Below are 17,056 nucleotides of genomic sequence, written 5' to 3' on the forward strand. Positions count from 1 at the left end.
GCATGAACCTTGAAGCCTTACCAAAATATTACTCCCCAAAATCTCCAAAATTGAGCGATGACGCACCGGCGACAGGCTCAGGTGGTTTAACGATTACGGATGTGATGGCTGCGCAGGGGATGGTGCAGTCGAAAGCACCGCTTGGGTTTGCCTTATTCCTGGCAAAAGTTGGTGTTCAGGATCCTCAATTTGCGATTGAAGGTCTGCTCAATTACGCGATGGCACTGGATAACCCGACATTGAACAAATTGAGTGAAGAAACCCGGTTACAGATCATCCCTTACCTTGTGAATTTTGCCTTTGCTGATTATTCCAGGTCTGCGGCAAGTAAGGCTCGCTGTGAGCATTGTGCTGGTACTGGATTTCATAATGTATTGCGCGAAGTGGTGAAACACTCCAGAAGCGGGGAATCTGTTATCAAGGAAGAGTGGGTGAAGGAACTATGTCAGCATTGCCATGGTAAGGGAGAAGTCAGCACGGCTTGCAGAGGGTGTAAGGGTAAAGGCATTGTCCTGGATGAAAAAAGAACCCGGCTTCATGGCGCGCCTGTTTATAAGATTTGTGGGCGTTGCAATGGAAATCGGTTTAGTCGTTTACCGACCACACTGGCACGACGTCATGTCCAGAAGCTGGTACCAGACCTGACTGATTATCAGTGGTACAAAGGATATGCAGACGTCATTGATAAACTGGTAACAAAGTGCTGGCAGGAAGAAGCATTCGCAGAGTTACAGTTGCAAAAAGTGACACGATAGCTACATTTTTAATGATTTTCTCCGCATAATGCTTGCAATTTTCAAAAAATATGGTTAGCCTTAACGTAAAGATGGGCATTGAATGTCTAACTTTTATAAACCCGCTCAGGCGGGTTTATGTTGCATGTTTTTTGAACAGGTGATATTGTGATCTCCATCACATTTGTGATGCTGGTTGAAAGGAGATCACCATGCAAAATAGTAAACACACGACCAAGAAGGTCGTGGCAATTGCAAATAATATTGAGATTGGCTCAGTATTAGTGTCTGCTACTCAGAAAAGTATTCTGCTGAATACTGGTTGGGAATTACCAATTATAGAAGTAGACAAGCTGTCTCATTCCTATGAGGTTTACATTAAACCTCGTCATAAAACCCTCCATCCTTCGCGATGATGAAAGTAAGATTTTTGAGGCCGCCTACGGGCGGCCTTTTTTATGCGCACTTCTGCAAATCAGCGTTATAACCAGCTTCTTTCCCTTTTACTCGTTGCACTTCCGGTAACCGGAGGTGGGAATTATGAAATGCACAACGATCCTCATTCCTGGCCTGACTTACTTGAATTGTTACAGAGCTGGTGGCGTGGAGACACACCACTGGGCGCAGTGATTATGTCGATTGTTATGGCTGGATTGCGCATTGCCTATTTTGGCGGTGGTGGTGGCTGGAAGCGAAAAACGCTCGAGATTTTGCTCTGTGGTGCTCTTACGCTGACTTTTGCATCCGCGCTTGAGTATGTCGGATGGCCTAAATCGCTTTCTGTTGCCATTGGTGGCGGCGTTGGGCTGATCGGTGTCGATGCTATTCGTGGGGCTGCAATGCGAGTAATCGGTAACAAGTTTGGTAGCTCGAAGGAGTAATTTATGCAGGTGTTAAATTCCCAGCGTAAAGCTTTCCTTGATATGGTGGCATGGTCAGAAGGAACGGATAACGGGCGACAACCGACACGTAACCACGGTTATGACGTTATTGTCGGTGGAGAACTCTTCACTGATTACTCCGATCACCCTCGCAAACTTGTCACGCTAAACCCGAAACTCAAATCAACAGCTGCAGGCCGTTATCAACTTCTTTCACGCTGGTGGGATGCTTACCGCAAGCAGCTTGGGCTGAAAGACTTCTCTCCCAGAAGCCAGGATTCAGTGGCATTACAGCAGATTAAAGAGCGTGGCGCTTTACCGATGATTGATCGCGGTGATATCCGTCAGGCTATCGATCGTTGCAGCAATATCTGGGCGTCATTACCCGGTGCAGGTTACAGTCAGTATGAACATAAAATCGGTGACCTGATTGCCCGATTTAAAGAGGCTGGTGGGGTGGTAAATGAAGTTGAGTTATAAGCTGGTTATCTCTGCTTTCTTCGTTACTGTCGTCAGTTCTATCATCTGGTCAGCCAACTACTACAGCAAATATCAGCACGAAAAGAAACGTGCTGATGATGCTGCACGAAATGCTGAATCAGCAACTGCTATTACCAATAACGTCCTGCAATCAGTGCAAATCATAAATACAGTTCTGGAGGCTAACCAGCATGCAAAACAGCAGATCGCACTGGAGTCACAGAGAACCCAGGAAGATATCAAAGCGGCTGTTGCGGATGATGATTGTGCTTCACGTCCTGTGCCTGCTGCCGCTGCTGACCGGTTGCGGAAATTCGCGAACGGTTTACGTGAGCGCTCCGGTGGCACCACTGCCAGCCAGTCTGACTTCTGATACTCCTGTACCGTTTATACCCAATCCGCTGACGTATGGTGCCAGTCTGGAGTTGAATGTGAGTCTGTTGTCAGCGTTGGGACAATGCAATATTGACAAAGCGGGGATTAGAAAGATAGAGGCGAGCCGGTCAGGTAGAAATGAATCAGGCTCAAAGTGAAGCGGAAAAGGTCTGTGGCACAAACTGATGCTGCCATAATTACAGCCTGATGACTTGTGGAATGAAACATGTTGAACCTCCTTAATTGATGTGATTCGAGTGAGGAAGGCATTCTGTCCTTCTATAGTGTCCAGTAAATCAAACAGGAAGCTTGTCTCACGTGTGAGACAAGCCTCTCCATTAGCGAGTTGTATTGATTACAACTCTTCAAAGAGTTCATTACTGGGTAGATGAAAATAGTTTCACGACGAATGGAGGAGACTATGTCGGTGGCTTCTTCATTGGAGTACATATGCTCCCTCGAACCTCAAAAGCATGCCGAGTTCGCGGCTGCCGCCATACCACGACTGACCCGTGTTGAAGCTCCGTAATTGATGTTATTCGAGTGAGGAAGGCATTCTGCCCCCCTATACTGTCCAGTAAATCAAACAGGAAACTTGCCTCACGCGTGAGACAAGCCTCTCCCATCAGTGAGTTGTATTGATCTCGACTCTTCAAAGAATTCATTACTGGGTAGATGAAAATAGTTTCACGACGAATGGAGGAGGCTATGTCGGTAGCTTCTTCATTGGAGTACATATGCCACCACGAACCCCAAAAGCCTGCCGTGTTCGCGGCTGCCGCCATACCACAACTGACCCGTCAGGCTATTGCGAAAGCCACAAAAGTGAAGGCTGGAAGCAATACAAGCCAGGACAATCCCGTCATCAGCGCGGTTATGGTTCGAAGTGGGACGGTATCCGCGTGCGCGTCCTGAAGCGTGACAAAGGTTTATGTCAGTTATGTCTGCGTGCTGGTGTGGTGCGTGAGGCGAAAACCGTTGACCACATAATTCCTAAAGCGCATGGCGGCACAGATTCAGACAGCAATCTGCAGAGCCTGTGCTGGCCGTGTCATAAGGCGAAGACGGCTCGTGAACGGCTGAAGTAAGAACCAGTTCCCACTGCCAGAGGGGAGGGCGGGTCAAATCCCTGTGACCTGACGCCTTCAGGACTGCCCGCCCCATCGTTTTTTTATACCCGCGAAAAATGAAATTTAACCAGGAGTGCCGCATATGGCTGGAACGGCGGGGCGTTCCGGGCGTCGCCCCAAGCCAACGGCGCGCAAGGCGCTGGCCGGAAACCCCGGCAAGCGAGCCCTGAACAAAGATGAACCCGTTTTTACGCCCATCAAAGGTGTTGAGCCACCGGAGTGGTTCGCTGAAGAAGAGCTCCCTCTCGCCACGATCATGTGGCAACTGACAACCAAAGAACTCTGCGGTCAGGGCCTGCTGTGCGTGACTGACCTCGCAGTGCTTGAGCGGTGGTGCGTGGCCTATGAGTTCTGGCGACGTGCTGTGAAAAATATTGCCAGACAGGGCAACACCATCACCGGTGCAATGGGCGGCATGGTCAAAAATCCGGAGCTGACCGCCAAAAAAGAACAGGAGTCCGAGATGAGCAGTACGGGGGCAATGCTCGGACTCGACCCCAGCAGCCGCCAGCGTCTGATTGGCCTGGCGGGGCAGAAGAAAGCCACTAACCCGTTTCTGAAAATTATCGAATCATGAGCCGGAAATCTTACCCCAACGTAAATGCTGCAAATCAGTATGCCCGGGATGTCGTGCGCGGAAAGATTGTTGCCTGCCAGTTTGTGATTCAGGCCTGCCAGCGCCATCTTGATGACCTGATGGCGGAAAAAAGTAAGTCGTTTCGTTACCGCTTCGACAAGGACCTGGCTGAACGGGCCGCCAAATTTATTCAGCTGTTGCCGCACACCAAGGGTGAGTGGGCATTTAAACGGATGCCCATCACGCTGGAGCCGTGGCAGCTATTTGTGATCTGCTGTGCGTTTGGCTGGGTCAATAAAGGCACCCGGTTGCGCCGCTTCCGGGAGGTGTATACCGAAATTCCCCGTAAGAACGGCAAATCGGCAATCTCTGCCGGTGTTGCCCTGTATTGTTTTGCCTGTGATAACGAGTTCGGCGCGGAAGTGTATTCCGGTGCCACGACGGAGAAACAGGCATGGGAAGTCTTTCGTCCGGCACGACTGATGTGTAAACGCACACCCATGCTGACGGAAGCGTTCGGGATTGAGGTTAACGCCTCAAACATGAACCGTCCGGAGGATGGTGCGCGGTTTGAACCGCTGATCGGTAACCCCGGTGATGGTTCATCACCCCACTGTGCCGTGGTGGATGAATATCACGAGCACGCCACAGATGCGCTTTACACCACAATGCTTACCGGGATGGGGGCGCGACGCCAGCCACTGATGTGGGCCATCACCACCGCCGGGTACAACATTGAGGGGCCGTGCTATGACAAGCGGCGGGAAGTTCTCGAGATGCTCAACGGTTCGGTACCCAACGATGAACTGTTCGGGATCATCTATACCGTTGACGAAGGCGATGACTGGACCGACCCGGAGGTGCTGGAAAAAGCCAACCCGAATATTGGCGTGTCGGTTTATCGCGAATTTTTGTTAAGTCAGCAGCAGCGTGCGAAAAATAACGCCCGTCTGGCAAACGTCTTTAAAACAAAACACCTCAATATCTGGGTGTCGGCGCGTTCGGCGTATTTCAACCTGGTGAGCTGGCAGAGCTGCGAGGATAAATCACTGACCCTTGAGCAGTTCGAGGGGCAGCCGTGCATTCTGGCCTTTGACCTGGCGCGTAAGCTGGATATGAACAGCATGGCGCGACTTTATACTCGCGAGATTGACGGTAAAACGCATTACTACAGTGTGGCCCCGCGTTTCTGGGTACCGTATGACACGGTGTACAGCGTCGAGAAAAATGAAGATCGACGGACAGCCGAACGCTTTCAGAAATGGGTGGAAATGGGCGTTCTGACCGTTACCGATGGTGCGGAGGTGGATTATCGCTACATCCTCGAGGAGGCCAAAGCGGCGAACAAAATCAGCCCGGTCAGTGAGTCACCCATCGACCCCTTCGGGGCGACCGGGTTGTCACATGACCTTGCTGATGAAGACCTGAACCCCATCACTATCATTCAGAACTACACCAACATGTCCGACCCGATGAAAGAGCTGGAAGCGGCAATTGAATCGGGGCGCTTTCATCATGATGGCAATCCCATCATGACCTGGTGTATCGGCAACGTGGTCGGCAAAACCATTCCGGGTAACGATGATGTGGTGAAGCCCGTCAAAGAGCAGGCGGAAAACAAAATCGATGGTGCAGTTGCGCTGATTATGGCGGTTGGCAGAGCCATGCTGTACGAGAAAGAAGACACGCTGTCTGACCACATTGAGTCCTATGGGATCCGCTCGCTTTAACTGAGGTAATTATGATCATGCTGATTTTCGCGCCTCTGGTGGGCGTGCTGGGGGCGCTTTTGCTGGCGTATGGTGCCTGGCTGATTTATCCCCCGGCGGGGTTTGTTGTTGCCGGGGCGTTGTGCCTGTTCTGGTCGTGGCTGGTGGCGCGATATCTCGACCGTACACAGTCGTCTGTCGGCGGAGGTAAATAGTGTTCTTTTCGGGATTATTTCAACGAAAAAGTGACGCGCCGGTGACCACGCCAGCAGAGCTGGCGGATGCTATCGGGCTGTCATATGACACCTATACCGGAAAGCAGATCAGCAGCCAGCGGGCCATGCGACTGACGGCGGTTTTTTCCTGCGTCAGGGTGCTGGCAGAGTCGGTCGGGATGTTGCCCTGCAATCTGTATCACCTGAACGGCAGCCTGAAACAGAGAGCCACCGGCGAACGTCTGCATAAGCTGATCTCCACGCATCCCAATGGCTATATGACGCCGCAGGAGTTCTGGGAGCTGGTGGTCACCTGTCTGTGCCTGCGGGGAAACTTTTACGCCTACAAAGTGAAAGCATTTGGTGAAGTGGCTGAACTGCTGCCCGTCGATCCCGGCTGTGTGGTACCGAAGCTTAACAGTAGCTGGGAGCCGGTCTATCAGGTCACATTCCCGGACGGCTCCACGGATGTACTGAGCCAGGAAGATATCTGGCATGTGCGCACGCTGACGCTGGACGGACTGGTGGGGCTGAATCCCATCGCCTATGCCCGCGAGGCAATATCGCTGGCAGCTGCGACCGAAGAGCACGGGGCCAGACTGTTCAGCAATGGCGCGGTGACGTCCGGTGTGTTGCGTACAGAACAGACGCTGTCGGATCAGGCTTATGAGCGCCTGAAGAAAGATTTTGAGGAGCGTCACACCGGGCTTGGCAATGCTCACCGCCCGATGATCCTTGAGATGGGGCTGGACTGGAAGTCGATGGCGCTGAACGCCGAGGACAGCCAGTTCCTGGAAACCCGCAAGTTTCAGCTTGAAGAAATCTGTCGTCTGTTCCGTGTGCCATTGCACATGGTGCAGAACACCGATCGCGCCACCTTCAACAATATCGAAGAGCTGGGGCTGGGATTTATCAACTATTCACTGGTGCCGTATCTGACCCGCATTGAGCAGCGGATCAACACCGGACTGGTACGAAAAAGTAAGCAGGGCGTTTATTACGCCAAATTTAACGCCGGGGCGTTACTGCGCGGGGATATGAAGTCCCGTTTTGAAGCCTACGCCACCGGGATCAACTGGGGAATTTACTCTCCCAATGACTGCCGCGACCTGGAAGATATGAATCCGCGTCCCGGTGGTGATGTCTATCTCACACCGATGAACATGACCACGAAACCCTCCGATGGCAGTAAAGCCGGTAAGCAGAAGGATAACGCCAATGCAGACGAAACAACGTCTTGATGTACCGCTGAGTCTGAAATCTGTCAGTGACTCCGGTGAGTTTGAAGGGTATGGCTCCGTCTTTGGTGTAAAGGACAGCCACGATGATGTGGTGATGTCCGGGGCATTTGCTGCTTCCCTGCGGGCGTGGAGTGACAGAAAAGCGTTACCTGCGCTGCTCTGGCAGCACCGCATGGATGAGCCCATCGGCGTTTACACCGAAATGAAGGAAGACGATGTCGGGCTTTACGTCAGGGGGCGGTTGCTCATTGATGATGATCCCCTGGCAAAACGCGCACATGCACACATGAAGGCCGGTTCGTTAACCGGCCTTTCTATTGGGTACGTCCTGAAGGACTGGGAATACGACCGGACGAAAGAAGCCTTTCTGCTGAAAGAAATCGACCTCTGGGAAGTCAGTCTGGTGACGTTCCCGTCTAACGACGAGGCGCGGATCAGCGACGTCAAGAACGCGCTGGCCCGCGGGGAAATCCCCGAACAGAAAAAAATCGAAAGAGTCCTGCGTGATGTCGGACTCTCCCGTACCCAGGCCAAAGCATTCATGGCCGGGGGCTATGGCGCACTGTCCCTGCGCGACGCTGAGGATGTGGGCTCTGCACTGAATGCACTTAAAAATCTGAACTTCTAATCAGGAGAAATACGATGGCGGTTGATATTAAAGATGTGGAACAGGTCGCGCAGGAGCTGCAGCAGAAGTTTGACGACTTCAAGGCAAAGAACGACAAGCGCGTGGATGCGATTGAGCAGGAAAAAGGCAAACTTGCCGGGCAGGTGGAAACCCTGAACGGGAAACTCAGCGAGCTGGAAAATCTCAAAAGCGACCTTGAAAAAGAGCTGCTTGAGCTGAAACGTCCGGCAGGTGGTGCGCAAAATAAACTGGCCACAGAGCACAAAGAGGCGTTTGTGGGCTTTCTGCGTAAAGGCCGTGAAGACGGTCTGCGCGATCTGGAGCGCAAGGCATTGCAGGTGGGCACCGATGAAGACGGTGGCTATGCCGTGCCGGAAGCACTGGATCGCAACATTCTTACCCTGCTGAAAGATGAAGTGGTGATGCGCCAGGAAGCCACGGTGATCACTGTTGGCGGTTCCGACTACAAAAAACTGGTGAATCTGGGCGGCACGGCTTCCGGATGGGTGGGCGAGACTGACGCGCGCCCCCAGACTGCCACCTCAAAACTGGGACTGATTGAACCTTTCATGGGGGAAATCTACGGTAACCCGCAGGCCACTCAGAAAATGCTGGATGATGCCTTCTTCAACGTGGAGGCCTGGATCAACAGCGAGCTGGCGACCGAATTTGCCGAACAGGAAGAAATTGCCTTTACCACCGGTGATGGCACCAAGAAGCCAAAAGGGTTCCTGGCGTATGAATCCACCGATGAAACCGATAAGGTTCGTGCGTTCGGTAAACTTCAGCATATTGTATCCGGTGAAGCGACGACGGTGACCGCAGATGCCATTATCAAACTGATTTACACGCTGCGTAAGGCACACCGCACTGGCGCGAAGTTCATGATGAACAACAACAGCCTGTTTGCCATCCGTCTGCTGAAAGACACCGAGGGTAACTATCTGTGGCGTCCGGGGCTGGAGCTGGGGCAACCGTCCTCTCTGGCGGGTTACGGTATCGCTGAAAACGAACAGATGCCGGATATCGCCGCTGATGCGAAAGCTATTGCATTTGGTAACTTCAAACGGGGTTACACCATCGTTGACCGTATCGGCACCCGCATTCTGCGCGACCCGTACACCAATAAACCGTTTGTCGGTTTTTATACCACCAAGCGCACCGGCGGGATGCTGGTCGATTCGCAGGCCATCAAACTGCTGAAGATTGCAGCGGCGTAATCACTCAGGGGCGCTGAACTGCGCCCCCTGTTCTGACGGGTGAAGAATCATGATCCTGAAACAAGATCTGAAATGGTCACCGGACGGTATGCGCGTTGAGATCATTCGTGCTGGTGAGTATGAAGATAAAGAATTACCCGAACGGGTACGTGAAATTGCCACTGCAGCAGGGATTGTTTCTGATAAGAGAACACCTGTTGCACGGGTATCTGATAAGGCTAAAAAACAGCATTCATAGAGGTAGCCCAAATGATGCCTACTCTGGAAGAGCTTCGTGTTCAGTGCCGGATTGATGATGACAATGAACAGGAGAATGCACTTCTTATGATGTATCTGGCAGCAGCCAGAGAAGAGGCTGAAAAGTTTTTAAACCGGACACTTCACGATGAAACTGTTCCTGATCAGGATACGACCGGGCTTGTAATAACACCGCTGATAAAGCTGCGTCTTATGCAACTGGTTGGCTACTGGTACGAGAACAGGGAAATGCAGGATGCTGTACCTGATTTTTTCTATACCGGACTCCGAATGTATCGGTTTCATCCCGGAACATAGGAGGATTTCATGCAGGCAGGAAGATTACGTGATCGCGTGGTTATTCTGAATATTACGACCTCCCGTACCCCTTCCGGTCACCCGGAGGAAACCCTGAAAGAGGGGGCTACGGTATGGGCAGAGGTTAAGGGGATCAGTGGGCGGGAACGTATATCGGGCGGTGCGGAAACCGCGCAGACAACAGTCAGAGTCTGGATGCGATTTCGGCGCGATGTGACGGCCGCCTCACGTCTGAAAGTGCTGACAGGGGCATTCAAGGGAGCCATTCTGAATATCGACGGGCCGCCGATCCCGGACGCACGATCCTCCAGGCTTGAAATACTTTGCAGCCAGAGAGGTGGAATGTGACGGATTTTAGTCTGGATTTTTCTGGCCTGGCGGATATTGCAAGAGATCTGGAACTTCTCAGCAGAGCAGAGAGTAATAAGGTGCTTCGCGATGCCTCCCGTGCCGGTGCAGAGGTTATCCGGGAGGCGGTTATTGACCATGCGCCAGAGCTAACCGGAAAACTGAAGAAAAACGTGGTTATTCTGACTCAGCGTTCACGGCGTCGTGGTGAAATTATCTCTGGTGTCCACATTCGTGGGCGGAATCTGCGAACCGGAAACAGTGATAACAGCATGAAAGCCAGCGATCCGCGAAACGCGTTTTACTGGCGTTTCGTGGAGCTGGGGACTATCAATATGCCTGCCCATCCGTTCATTCGCCCGGCCTTTGATATGACAGAGGAGCTGGCAGCACAGGTTGCCATGAAGCATATGAATCAGGCTATTGATGGGGTGCTGAGTAAATGAGAGAAGCCACGCTGTATGCTCTTCTGTCCAAACTGGCCGGAGGGCAGGTTTATCCTTATGTGGTCCCGCTGACGGAGGGAAAGCCTGCGGTATTTCCACCATGGCTGGTGTTTTCAGTGGTGTCTGACATCGCGTCTGATGTGCTTGATGGTCAGGCTGAATCCAGAATCACAGTGCAGATTGATATCTGGGCAACGGCTCCTGATGACGCAGATGATATCCGTGAGCAGGCGCTTGATGCGGTAAGGGAACTGGCACCATCCGTTATTTCTAAAACTCAGGGTTATGATCCTGATTCCCGTCTGAGCAGAGCTACGCTTGAATTTCAGGTAATTGCCTGAGGTTGTTAATGATTTTACCCACCCGCCGCTGGCGGGTTTTTTATTTTCAGGAGACGAGTATGTCCTCTAATTTTGAACGTTCTCAGCAGACCAAAGTCATGATCTCGTCTGCACCGGTAACGGCAGAAACGCTGAGTTCTGCCAGTTTTCTTGAACTGAGCTGTACGATTAAAGAGGTTCAGTTTACCGCCGGGCAGAAACAGGATATTGATGTCACTACGCTGTGTTCTACCGAGCAGGAGAATATCAACGGTCTTGGGGCTGCTTCAGAGATTTCCATGTCAGGAAACTTTTATCTCAACGCTGCCCAGAACGCGTTGCGTAGTGCTTATGACAACGACACCACATACGGTTTCAAAGTTATTTTCCCGTCAGGAAATGGATTTACCTTTATGGCAGAAGTTCGCCAGCATACCTGGTCTGTGGGAACCAACGGTGTTGTTGCTGCCACATTTTCCCTGCGCCTGAAAGGAAAGCCCTCTCTGACCACTGAACCTTTGAAACTCCTCTCTGATTTGAAAAGTACACTACAGGTTTCTGCCAGTGAAACGCTGAATATGTCTGTTGAGGCATCAGGTGGTGTGCCTCCTTATTCATATGTCTGGAAGAAAGGCAGCTCTCCAGTTTCCGGGCAGACATCGGCAACTTTCAACAAGGCCTCCGTGACATCCGGAGATGCCGGTGCGTATACCTGTGAGGTTTCTGATTCAGCAAGCCCGGTTAATAAGGTGACCTCCACTTCCTGCACCGTAACTGTCAGTTAAGGAGGATGAAATCTATGTCTAAAAATATCCGCAATCTGGCACTGGCGACGATGTCTGGTTTTCGCCACAAAACAGTTGATGTTCCTGAGTGGGAAGGTACAACGGTTGTATTACGGGAACCCTCTGCAGAAGCCTGGTTACGTTGGCAGGAGATCGTTAAAACCGGAGATGATGATACACCGTTATCAGTTGCGGAGCGTGCCCGCCGAAATCTGGAAGCGGATGTTGAACTGTTCATCGATGTTCTGTGTGATACCGGGATGCAACCCGTGTTTTCAGCGGATGATCGGGAGCAGGTACTTGCAGTATATGGTCCGGTACATGCGCGACTGCTTCGTCAGTCACTGGAACTGATCACTGATGCTGAAGTTATTAAAAAAAAGTAGCACTTCCGGGTATTCGTTTTCTGATGATGCTGGCGCTCAGGATGGGGCGCACATTGTCAGAGTTACGCCGGGAAATGTCTGCATCGGAAATCATGATGTGGGCAGAATTTGACAGGATCAGCCCGCTGGGTGACGAGCGGGCTGATATCCGGGCTGCCCAGATAGTTTCTGCAGTTTACGGGGCGCAGGGTGTCAAAGTTCCACTGAATGAAGCGATTCTTCAGTGGGAGGTCGTTCCTGCAAATAATATTAAAGATCCGTTCACAGCGTTTGAAAATGCATTATTTGCAGCGACACAATGATCTTCTTACTTTACTGGATTATGATTCCGATTTTTATTAAGTAAATAAGGAGATATTGATGGAAGTTATTCTTATTGCGCTAGTCCTGGGGTTAATTCCGGCTATTATCGCGCAAAGTAAAGGGCGTTCATTTTGGGGATGGTGGATATACGGAGCCTTACTCTTTATCGTTGCCCTAGTTCATTCACTTGTAATCCAAAAAGATGAAAAAACGCATGAGCAACAAATGGTGAGCAATGGCATGAAAAAATGCCCTTACTGTGCGGAGTTGATCAAAGAAGAAGCCATTAAGTGTAAGCATTGCGGTAGTGATTTAACACATAACCCTGATAGTACCGTTTCGCAAAAAACGGATGATGAATATCTTGAAGAAGCAAGGCGTAAGGCTGGGCTTCTTTAAAAGCAAAAACCGCTTCGGCGGTTTTTTTTTGCCTGGAGAACGAGAATGGCGTCACTACGCGAACTGATTATAAAAATCTCGGCAAATTCGCAGTCATTCCAGTCAGAAATTGCGCGAGCTTCACGTATGGGACAGGAGTACTACCGTACCATGCAGAACGGAGGTCGACAGTCTGCAGCTGCATCCCGTGATATGCGGCGAGCACTGGCAGAAGTGACCGAGCAGATAAATACGGCGAAGTCTTCGGCAATGAATATGGCTGGCGCATTTGCCGGTGCTTTTGCCACTGGACATCTTATATCTCTTGCGGATGAATGGAGCTCAGTAAATGCCCGTCTGAAGCAGGCCACGCAGTCCAGCGATGATTTCCAGGCATCACAGCGCGAATTAATGGCGATCAGCCAGAGAACGGGTACTGCTTTTGCTGATAACGCCAGTCTTTTTGCACGTTCGGCTTCTTCCATGCGGGAATATGGTTACAGATCTGAGGAAGTACTGAAAGTTACCGAGGCCATTTCTACAGGATTGAAATTGTCCGGAGCCAGTTCTGCGGAAGCCAGCTCGGTGATCACTCAGTTCAGCCAGGCACTGGCGCAAGGGGTTCTGCGCGGTGAAGAGTTTAATTCAGTAAATGAAAGCGGTGATCGTGTTATTCGTGCTCTGGCTGCAGGAATGGGGGTTGCCCGTAAAGATCTGAAGGCAATGGCGGATGATGGAAAGCTGACCGCCGATAAGGTTGTTCCTGCACTGATTAGCCAGCTTGGTACGCTGCGGGATGAATATGCAGCCATGCCTGATACCGTATCATCCTCTGCAACCAAAGTTGAAAACGCCTTTATGGCCTGGGTTGGTGGTGCGAATGATGCCAGCGGTGCAACGAAAACGCTTACCGGAATAATGAATGGTGTTGCGAATAATATTGATACGGTTGCCACGGCGGCGGGAGCTCTGGTTGCAATTGGTGTAGCCCGATATTTTGGCAATATGGCGTCTTCTGCGGGCTCTGCAACTGCCGGGTTAATTACTGCTGCCAGAAACGAAGTGGCTCTTGCTGAGGCACAGCTCAGAGGGACACAGATAGCAACAGCCAGAGCGCGGGCGGCATTGTATCGTGCGCAGCAGGCGGTTGTGGCTGCCCGTGGTACAGAAAAACAGGCTGCAGCAGAAGCGAAACTGGCAACCGCACAGGCTTCACTTACCCGTAATATTGCTGCCAGAACAGCGGCACAGGCAACGCTGAATAACGTTACGTCAGTTAGTAGTCGGTTGTTAAGCGGTGCTCTGGGGCTGGTTGGTGGTGTGCCTGGACTTGTCATGCTGGGGGCGGCGGCCTGGTACACAATGTATCAGAACCAGGAGCAGGCCAGAGAATCAGCGCGTCAGTATGCCGCAACAATCGATGAAATTCGCCAGAAAACGTCTGCAATGTCACTTCCTGAAGCGGCAGATAATGAGGAAAAGACGCGGCAGGCTCTGGAGGAGCAGAACAGGTTAATTGACGAGCAGAAAAGTAAGATTAAATCCTTACAGGAAAAAATTGCTGGCTATCAGTATGTCCTGGCAAACCCGGGCTGGACAACCGATAACGGTTTTATGATTAACCACATGACGTCGGTGAAAACTGTCACAGAAGGGCTTGCAGAAGCAACAAGTCAGCTGGCTGTTGAGCAGTCCCGACTTTCCGGAATGCAGGAAAAAGCCCAGTCAATCCAGGATGTGCTTGCCGGGCTGGAAGAACGACGAGTGGCGCTGATCCGCCAACAGGCAGCGGAACAAAACAAAGCATATCAGTCATTACTGATCATGAATGGCCAATATACCGAGTTTAATCGTCTTCTTGGGCTTGGTAATGAATTACTTCAGCAGCGACAGGGGCTGGTGAATGTACCGTTACGGCTGCCACAGGCTGCTCTGGATGATAAACAGCAGAACGCGCTGAATAACACTGAGCGAGAGCTGACCTTATCCCGTCTGAAGGGGGAAGCGCGTGAGCGTACTCGTCTGGGCTATGTAGCGGATGATCTCGGTTTTGTGGGGGATGCCTATCAGACGGCAAGGCAAACTTATATCAACAACGCGCTGGAAGCATGGCGTAACAACCAGGCGAATAAGCCAAAGGTACGTGGTGGAAAATCGGAAGCAGAAAAAACGGAAGATGCTTATAACAGACTGATTAAACAACAAAAAGAACAAATAGCACTGGCAGGACAGAATACTGAACTGGCTAAGATGAAATACCAGGTCAGCCAGGGCGAATTATCAACCTTATCAGAAGCGCAGAAACAAACCCTTTTACAGAATGCAGCACTCATCGACCAGAAAAAAATTCGTGAGCAAATTGCTGCTTATGAAAGCAGCCTGGCGGACAGTAACGCCAGTGTCAGGGCATCAAATGAGGCTCAGTTGTTAGGGTATGGAGACGGAACACGAATACGTGAGCGGCTTCAGGAAATGTGGAACATCCGACAGGAGTTTGAGCAGAAAAATAATGAGTTGCTGAGACAGTACCAGACCGGAGAAATCGAAGAAGCCCTGTGGAAACAGGAAAAAACGCTGAATGAAAAATATCTGGAGGAGCGTCTCAACGATCAGCAGGATTATTATGCAAAGGCCGATGCTTTACGCAGTAACTGGAATGCCGGGCTCAAAGAGGGGCTGACGAACTGGGCAGACAGTGCCACTGATTATTCTTCACAGGCGGCAGACGTGGTCGTTTCCACTATGGATGGTCTGGTTTCAAATATTTCCGAGGCACTGGCCGGAAACGTTGTGGACTGGAGAAACTGGGGGAGTTCGATCCTTCAGGAAGTTTCAAAAATCCTGATGAACGTGGCCATTGTTAACGGGCTGAAATCACTCTCCGGGACAATGTCGGGAGCGGGGGGATGGATTGGTAGTGTTGGCGACTGGCTTTCCGGTGCAGTAGCGAACGCAAAAGGCGGTGTTTACACATCGGCAAATCTGAGTGCTTACAGTAACACCATTGTGGATACGCCGACGTACTTTGCTTTTGCGAAAGGTGCCGGGCTGATGGGGGAAGCCGGACCTGAAGCTATCATGCCGCTTACGCGGGCGGCGGACGGTTCTCTTGGGGTCAGGGCTATTGGCAATGTGAATGGTGGTGGCGGATTTGTCTATTCTCCCGTGTATCACATCAATATTCAGAATAAAGGGAGCAATGGCGAGATTGATACGCAGTCAGCCAGGGGGCTGGTGGATCTGATCGACAGCAGGGTTGTGTCAATTATGCAGTCATCACGTCGGGACGGAGGATTATGCAGTGCCTGAACCTGAAGTTTTTAACTGGATCCCCCGCGAGGGGATGGAGACGACACGAAAGCCATCTGTTATTACAGTAAAGTTCGGTGACGGATATGAACAGCGACGGGCTGGTGGTCTGAATGCGGATCTGAAAACCTTTAAACCGGTATTTCGTGTCACAGATGAATATTCCCGCGCCGCGCTGGACAGTTTTTTATCCCGTCATGCCGGGATGCGTGCTTTTTTGTGGCGTCCGCCAAAACACAACAGGACTGTGAGGGTTGTCTGCAGGGAGTGGAGTACTTCGGATAATGCCATGTATACCGATTTTAACTGTACCTTTGAAGAGGTCACTCACTGATGCAGGATATACAACAGGAAACACTGAATGAGTGTACAAAAGCGGAGCAATCCGCACTGGTCGTGCTCTGGGAAGTCGATCTGACAGAAGTCGGTGGCGAGCGTTATTTTTTCTGTAATGAGCAGAACGAAAAAGGTGAGTCAGTCACCTGGCAGGGGCGGCAGTATCAGACGTATCCCATTCAGGGGAGCGGATTTGAGATGAACGGCAAAGGAGCCAGTGCCAGACCAACACTGAAAGTCTCTAATCTGCACGGTATGGTCACCGGGATGGCGGAAGATCTGCAGAGTCTGGTCGGCGGAACGGTGGTCCGGCGTAAGGTTTACGCCCGTTTTCTGGATGCGGTGAACTTCGTCAACGGAAACAGTGACGCCGATCCGGAGCAGGAGGTGATCAGCCGCTGGCACATCGAGCAGTGCAGCGAACTGAACGCGGTCAGTGCCTCCTTTGTATTGTCCACGCCGACTGAAACGGATGGCGCTGTTTTTCCGGGGCGTATCATGCTGGACAACACCTGCACCTGGACCTATCGCGGTGATGAGTGCGGTTATAGCGGACCTGCTGTCGCGGATGAATATGACCAGCCGACGACCGATATCACGAAGGATAAATGCAGCAAATGCCTGAGTGGCTGTAAGTTTCGCAATAATGTCGGCAACTTTGGCGGCTTCCTTTCCATTAACAAACTTTCGCAGTAAATCC

At 51.3% G+C, this 17,056-nt stretch carries 24 protein-coding genes; all 24 read left to right on the forward strand.

The window, feature by feature from the left end:
- Nucleotides 1-2: 2 nt before the first annotated feature.
- The 24 genes from AACU94_RS13495 (at nucleotide 3) to AACU94_RS13615 (ending at nucleotide 17,052) form a co-directional block, all read left to right on the forward strand.
- The gene (locus AACU94_RS13495; protein ID WP_042098546.1) at nucleotides 3-755 is read left to right on the forward strand and encodes an antitermination protein; all 753 of its coding nucleotides are present in this window, start codon (nucleotides 3-5) and stop codon (nucleotides 753-755) included.
- A 191-nt stretch (nucleotides 756-946) separates the two neighbouring features.
- Entirely contained in the window at nucleotides 947-1,150 is a 204-nt protein-coding gene (locus AACU94_RS13500) for a hypothetical protein (RefSeq protein WP_097291074.1), read from the forward strand.
- A gap of 129 nt (nucleotides 1,151-1,279) precedes the next feature.
- A complete protein-coding gene (locus AACU94_RS13505) occupies nucleotides 1,280-1,615 on the forward strand; it encodes a phage holin, lambda family (RefSeq protein WP_024946499.1) in 336 nt (111 codons plus the stop codon).
- 3 nt (nucleotides 1,616-1,618) lie between these two features.
- On the forward strand, nucleotides 1,619-2,095 hold the full coding sequence (locus AACU94_RS13510; protein ID WP_135489592.1) for a glycoside hydrolase family 24 protein: 477 nt from the start codon (nucleotides 1,619-1,621) through the stop codon (nucleotides 2,093-2,095).
- 191 nt (nucleotides 2,096-2,286) lie between these two features.
- Entirely contained in the window at nucleotides 2,287-2,628 is a 342-nt protein-coding gene (lysC, locus tag AACU94_RS13520) for an Rz1-like lysis system protein LysC (protein ID WP_445298352.1), read from the forward strand.
- A 579-nt stretch (nucleotides 2,629-3,207) separates the two neighbouring features.
- The gene (locus AACU94_RS13525) at nucleotides 3,208-3,558 is read left to right on the forward strand and encodes an HNH endonuclease (RefSeq protein ID WP_097439791.1); all 351 of its coding nucleotides are present in this window, start codon (nucleotides 3,208-3,210) and stop codon (nucleotides 3,556-3,558) included.
- Nucleotides 3,559-3,682: 124 nt separating this feature from the next.
- Nucleotides 3,683-4,177 (forward strand): phage terminase small subunit P27 family, encoded by a 495-nt coding sequence (locus AACU94_RS13530; protein WP_000929184.1) that lies wholly within the window; start codon nucleotides 3,683-3,685, stop codon nucleotides 4,175-4,177.
- Nucleotides 4,174-5,907: a terminase large subunit gene (locus AACU94_RS13535; RefSeq protein ID WP_240726477.1), complete on the forward strand. Its 1,734-nt coding sequence runs from the start codon at nucleotides 4,174-4,176 to the stop codon at nucleotides 5,905-5,907. The genes AACU94_RS13530 and AACU94_RS13535 overlap by 4 nt, the downstream gene beginning before the upstream one ends.
- A gap of 11 nt (nucleotides 5,908-5,918) precedes the next feature.
- On the forward strand, nucleotides 5,919-6,101 hold the full coding sequence (ymfR, locus tag AACU94_RS13540) for a protein YmfR (RefSeq protein WP_024233354.1): 183 nt from the start codon (nucleotides 5,919-5,921) through the stop codon (nucleotides 6,099-6,101).
- Nucleotides 6,101-7,342, forward strand: a complete 1,242-nt coding sequence (locus AACU94_RS13545) for a phage portal protein (RefSeq protein WP_000466255.1) — start codon at nucleotides 6,101-6,103, stop codon at nucleotides 7,340-7,342. Before ymfR ends, AACU94_RS13545 begins: the two co-directional genes overlap by 1 nt.
- Nucleotides 7,320-7,970 (forward strand): HK97 family phage prohead protease, encoded by a 651-nt coding sequence (locus AACU94_RS13550; RefSeq protein ID WP_001193633.1) that lies wholly within the window; start codon nucleotides 7,320-7,322, stop codon nucleotides 7,968-7,970. The genes AACU94_RS13545 and AACU94_RS13550 overlap by 23 nt, the downstream gene beginning before the upstream one ends.
- A gap of 14 nt (nucleotides 7,971-7,984) precedes the next feature.
- Nucleotides 7,985-9,190 (forward strand): phage major capsid protein, encoded by a 1,206-nt coding sequence (locus tag AACU94_RS13555; RefSeq protein WP_135489594.1) that lies wholly within the window; start codon nucleotides 7,985-7,987, stop codon nucleotides 9,188-9,190.
- 49 nt (nucleotides 9,191-9,239) lie between these two features.
- Nucleotides 9,240-9,428, forward strand: a complete 189-nt coding sequence (locus tag AACU94_RS13560) for a hypothetical protein (RefSeq protein ID WP_021543574.1) — start codon at nucleotides 9,240-9,242, stop codon at nucleotides 9,426-9,428.
- Nucleotides 9,429-9,439: 11 nt separating this feature from the next.
- Nucleotides 9,440-9,745, forward strand: a complete 306-nt coding sequence (locus AACU94_RS13565; protein WP_021543573.1) for a head-tail connector protein — start codon at nucleotides 9,440-9,442, stop codon at nucleotides 9,743-9,745.
- A gap of 9 nt (nucleotides 9,746-9,754) precedes the next feature.
- Entirely contained in the window at nucleotides 9,755-10,093 is a 339-nt protein-coding gene (locus AACU94_RS13570; RefSeq protein WP_021543572.1) for a phage head closure protein, read from the forward strand.
- Entirely contained in the window at nucleotides 10,090-10,539 is a 450-nt protein-coding gene (locus AACU94_RS13575) for an HK97-gp10 family putative phage morphogenesis protein (RefSeq protein WP_135489595.1), read from the forward strand. Before AACU94_RS13570 ends, AACU94_RS13575 begins: the two co-directional genes overlap by 4 nt.
- Entirely contained in the window at nucleotides 10,536-10,880 is a 345-nt protein-coding gene (gene gp17 / locus AACU94_RS13580; RefSeq protein ID WP_063084496.1) for a tail completion protein gp17, read from the forward strand. Before AACU94_RS13575 ends, gp17 begins: the two co-directional genes overlap by 4 nt.
- Nucleotides 10,881-10,939: 59 nt before the next feature.
- Nucleotides 10,940-11,644 carry an immunoglobulin domain-containing protein gene (locus AACU94_RS13585; RefSeq protein ID WP_024188899.1) on the forward strand — a complete coding sequence of 235 codons (705 nt, stop codon included), beginning with the start codon at nucleotides 10,940-10,942 and terminating at the stop codon, nucleotides 11,642-11,644.
- 14 nt (nucleotides 11,645-11,658) lie between these two features.
- Nucleotides 11,659-12,030, forward strand: coding sequence for a phage tail assembly chaperone (locus AACU94_RS13590; protein ID WP_021543568.1), 372 nt, complete (start codon nucleotides 11,659-11,661; stop codon nucleotides 12,028-12,030).
- 23 nt (nucleotides 12,031-12,053) lie between these two features.
- A complete protein-coding gene (locus AACU94_RS13595) occupies nucleotides 12,054-12,332 on the forward strand; it encodes a phage tail assembly protein T (RefSeq protein ID WP_021543567.1) in 279 nt (92 codons plus the stop codon).
- Nucleotides 12,333-12,390: 58 nt separating this feature from the next.
- Nucleotides 12,391-12,732 carry a zinc ribbon domain-containing protein gene (locus AACU94_RS13600; protein WP_021543566.1) on the forward strand — a complete coding sequence of 114 codons (342 nt, stop codon included), beginning with the start codon at nucleotides 12,391-12,393 and terminating at the stop codon, nucleotides 12,730-12,732.
- A gap of 45 nt (nucleotides 12,733-12,777) precedes the next feature.
- The gene (locus tag AACU94_RS13605; RefSeq protein WP_135489596.1) at nucleotides 12,778-16,020 is read left to right on the forward strand and encodes a phage tail tape measure protein; all 3,243 of its coding nucleotides are present in this window, start codon (nucleotides 12,778-12,780) and stop codon (nucleotides 16,018-16,020) included.
- A complete protein-coding gene (locus AACU94_RS13610) occupies nucleotides 16,013-16,354 on the forward strand; it encodes a phage tail protein (RefSeq protein ID WP_021543564.1) in 342 nt (113 codons plus the stop codon). Before AACU94_RS13605 ends, AACU94_RS13610 begins: the two co-directional genes overlap by 8 nt.
- On the forward strand, nucleotides 16,354-17,052 hold the full coding sequence (locus AACU94_RS13615; protein WP_135489597.1) for a phage minor tail protein L: 699 nt from the start codon (nucleotides 16,354-16,356) through the stop codon (nucleotides 17,050-17,052). The genes AACU94_RS13610 and AACU94_RS13615 overlap by 1 nt, the downstream gene beginning before the upstream one ends.
- Nucleotides 17,053-17,056 lie beyond the last annotated feature (4 nt).

This window comes from Escherichia sp. E4702 (assembly GCF_963883545.1).
In the GTDB taxonomy this organism is placed as follows: Bacteria; Pseudomonadota; Gammaproteobacteria; order Enterobacterales; family Enterobacteriaceae; genus Escherichia.

What these genes read in the sequence shown, in the direction of transcription:
- AACU94_RS13555 (WP_135489594.1), top strand. Translation starts at nt 7,985, where the DNA reads ATGGCGGTTGATATTAAAGATGTGGAACAGGTCGCGCAGGAGCTGCAG.
- AACU94_RS13585 (WP_024188899.1), top strand. Translation starts at nt 10,940, where the DNA reads ATGTCCTCTAATTTTGAACGTTCTCAGCAGACCAAAGTCATGATCTCG.
- gp17 (WP_063084496.1), top strand. Translation starts at nt 10,536, where the DNA reads ATGAGAGAAGCCACGCTGTATGCTCTTCTGTCCAAACTGGCCGGAGGG.
- lysC (WP_445298352.1), top strand. Translation starts at nt 2,287, where the DNA reads ATGCAAAACAGCAGATCGCACTGGAGTCACAGAGAACCCAGGAAGATA.
- AACU94_RS13595 (WP_021543567.1), top strand. Translation starts at nt 12,054, where the DNA reads ATGATGCTGGCGCTCAGGATGGGGCGCACATTGTCAGAGTTACGCCGG.
- AACU94_RS13590 (WP_021543568.1), top strand. Translation starts at nt 11,659, where the DNA reads ATGTCTAAAAATATCCGCAATCTGGCACTGGCGACGATGTCTGGTTTT.
- AACU94_RS13615 (WP_135489597.1), top strand. Translation starts at nt 16,354, where the DNA reads ATGCAGGATATACAACAGGAAACACTGAATGAGTGTACAAAAGCGGAG.
- AACU94_RS13525 (WP_097439791.1), top strand. Translation starts at nt 3,208, where the DNA reads ATGCCACCACGAACCCCAAAAGCCTGCCGTGTTCGCGGCTGCCGCCAT.
- AACU94_RS13530 (WP_000929184.1), top strand. Translation starts at nt 3,683, where the DNA reads ATGGCTGGAACGGCGGGGCGTTCCGGGCGTCGCCCCAAGCCAACGGCG.
- AACU94_RS13510 (WP_135489592.1), top strand. Translation starts at nt 1,619, where the DNA reads ATGCAGGTGTTAAATTCCCAGCGTAAAGCTTTCCTTGATATGGTGGCA.
- AACU94_RS13505 (WP_024946499.1), top strand. Translation starts at nt 1,280, where the DNA reads ATGCACAACGATCCTCATTCCTGGCCTGACTTACTTGAATTGTTACAG.
- AACU94_RS13570 (WP_021543572.1), top strand. Translation starts at nt 9,755, where the DNA reads ATGCAGGCAGGAAGATTACGTGATCGCGTGGTTATTCTGAATATTACG.
- AACU94_RS13535 (WP_240726477.1), top strand. Translation starts at nt 4,174, where the DNA reads ATGAGCCGGAAATCTTACCCCAACGTAAATGCTGCAAATCAGTATGCC.
- AACU94_RS13495 (WP_042098546.1), top strand. Translation starts at nt 3, where the DNA reads ATGAACCTTGAAGCCTTACCAAAATATTACTCCCCAAAATCTCCAAAA.
- AACU94_RS13605 (WP_135489596.1), top strand. Translation starts at nt 12,778, where the DNA reads ATGGCGTCACTACGCGAACTGATTATAAAAATCTCGGCAAATTCGCAG.
- AACU94_RS13500 (WP_097291074.1), top strand. Translation starts at nt 947, where the DNA reads ATGCAAAATAGTAAACACACGACCAAGAAGGTCGTGGCAATTGCAAAT.
- ymfR (WP_024233354.1), top strand. Translation starts at nt 5,919, where the DNA reads ATGATCATGCTGATTTTCGCGCCTCTGGTGGGCGTGCTGGGGGCGCTT.
- AACU94_RS13600 (WP_021543566.1), top strand. Translation starts at nt 12,391, where the DNA reads ATGGAAGTTATTCTTATTGCGCTAGTCCTGGGGTTAATTCCGGCTATT.
- AACU94_RS13550 (WP_001193633.1), top strand. Translation starts at nt 7,320, where the DNA reads ATGCAGACGAAACAACGTCTTGATGTACCGCTGAGTCTGAAATCTGTC.
- AACU94_RS13565 (WP_021543573.1), top strand. Translation starts at nt 9,440, where the DNA reads ATGATGCCTACTCTGGAAGAGCTTCGTGTTCAGTGCCGGATTGATGAT.
- AACU94_RS13560 (WP_021543574.1), top strand. Translation starts at nt 9,240, where the DNA reads ATGATCCTGAAACAAGATCTGAAATGGTCACCGGACGGTATGCGCGTT.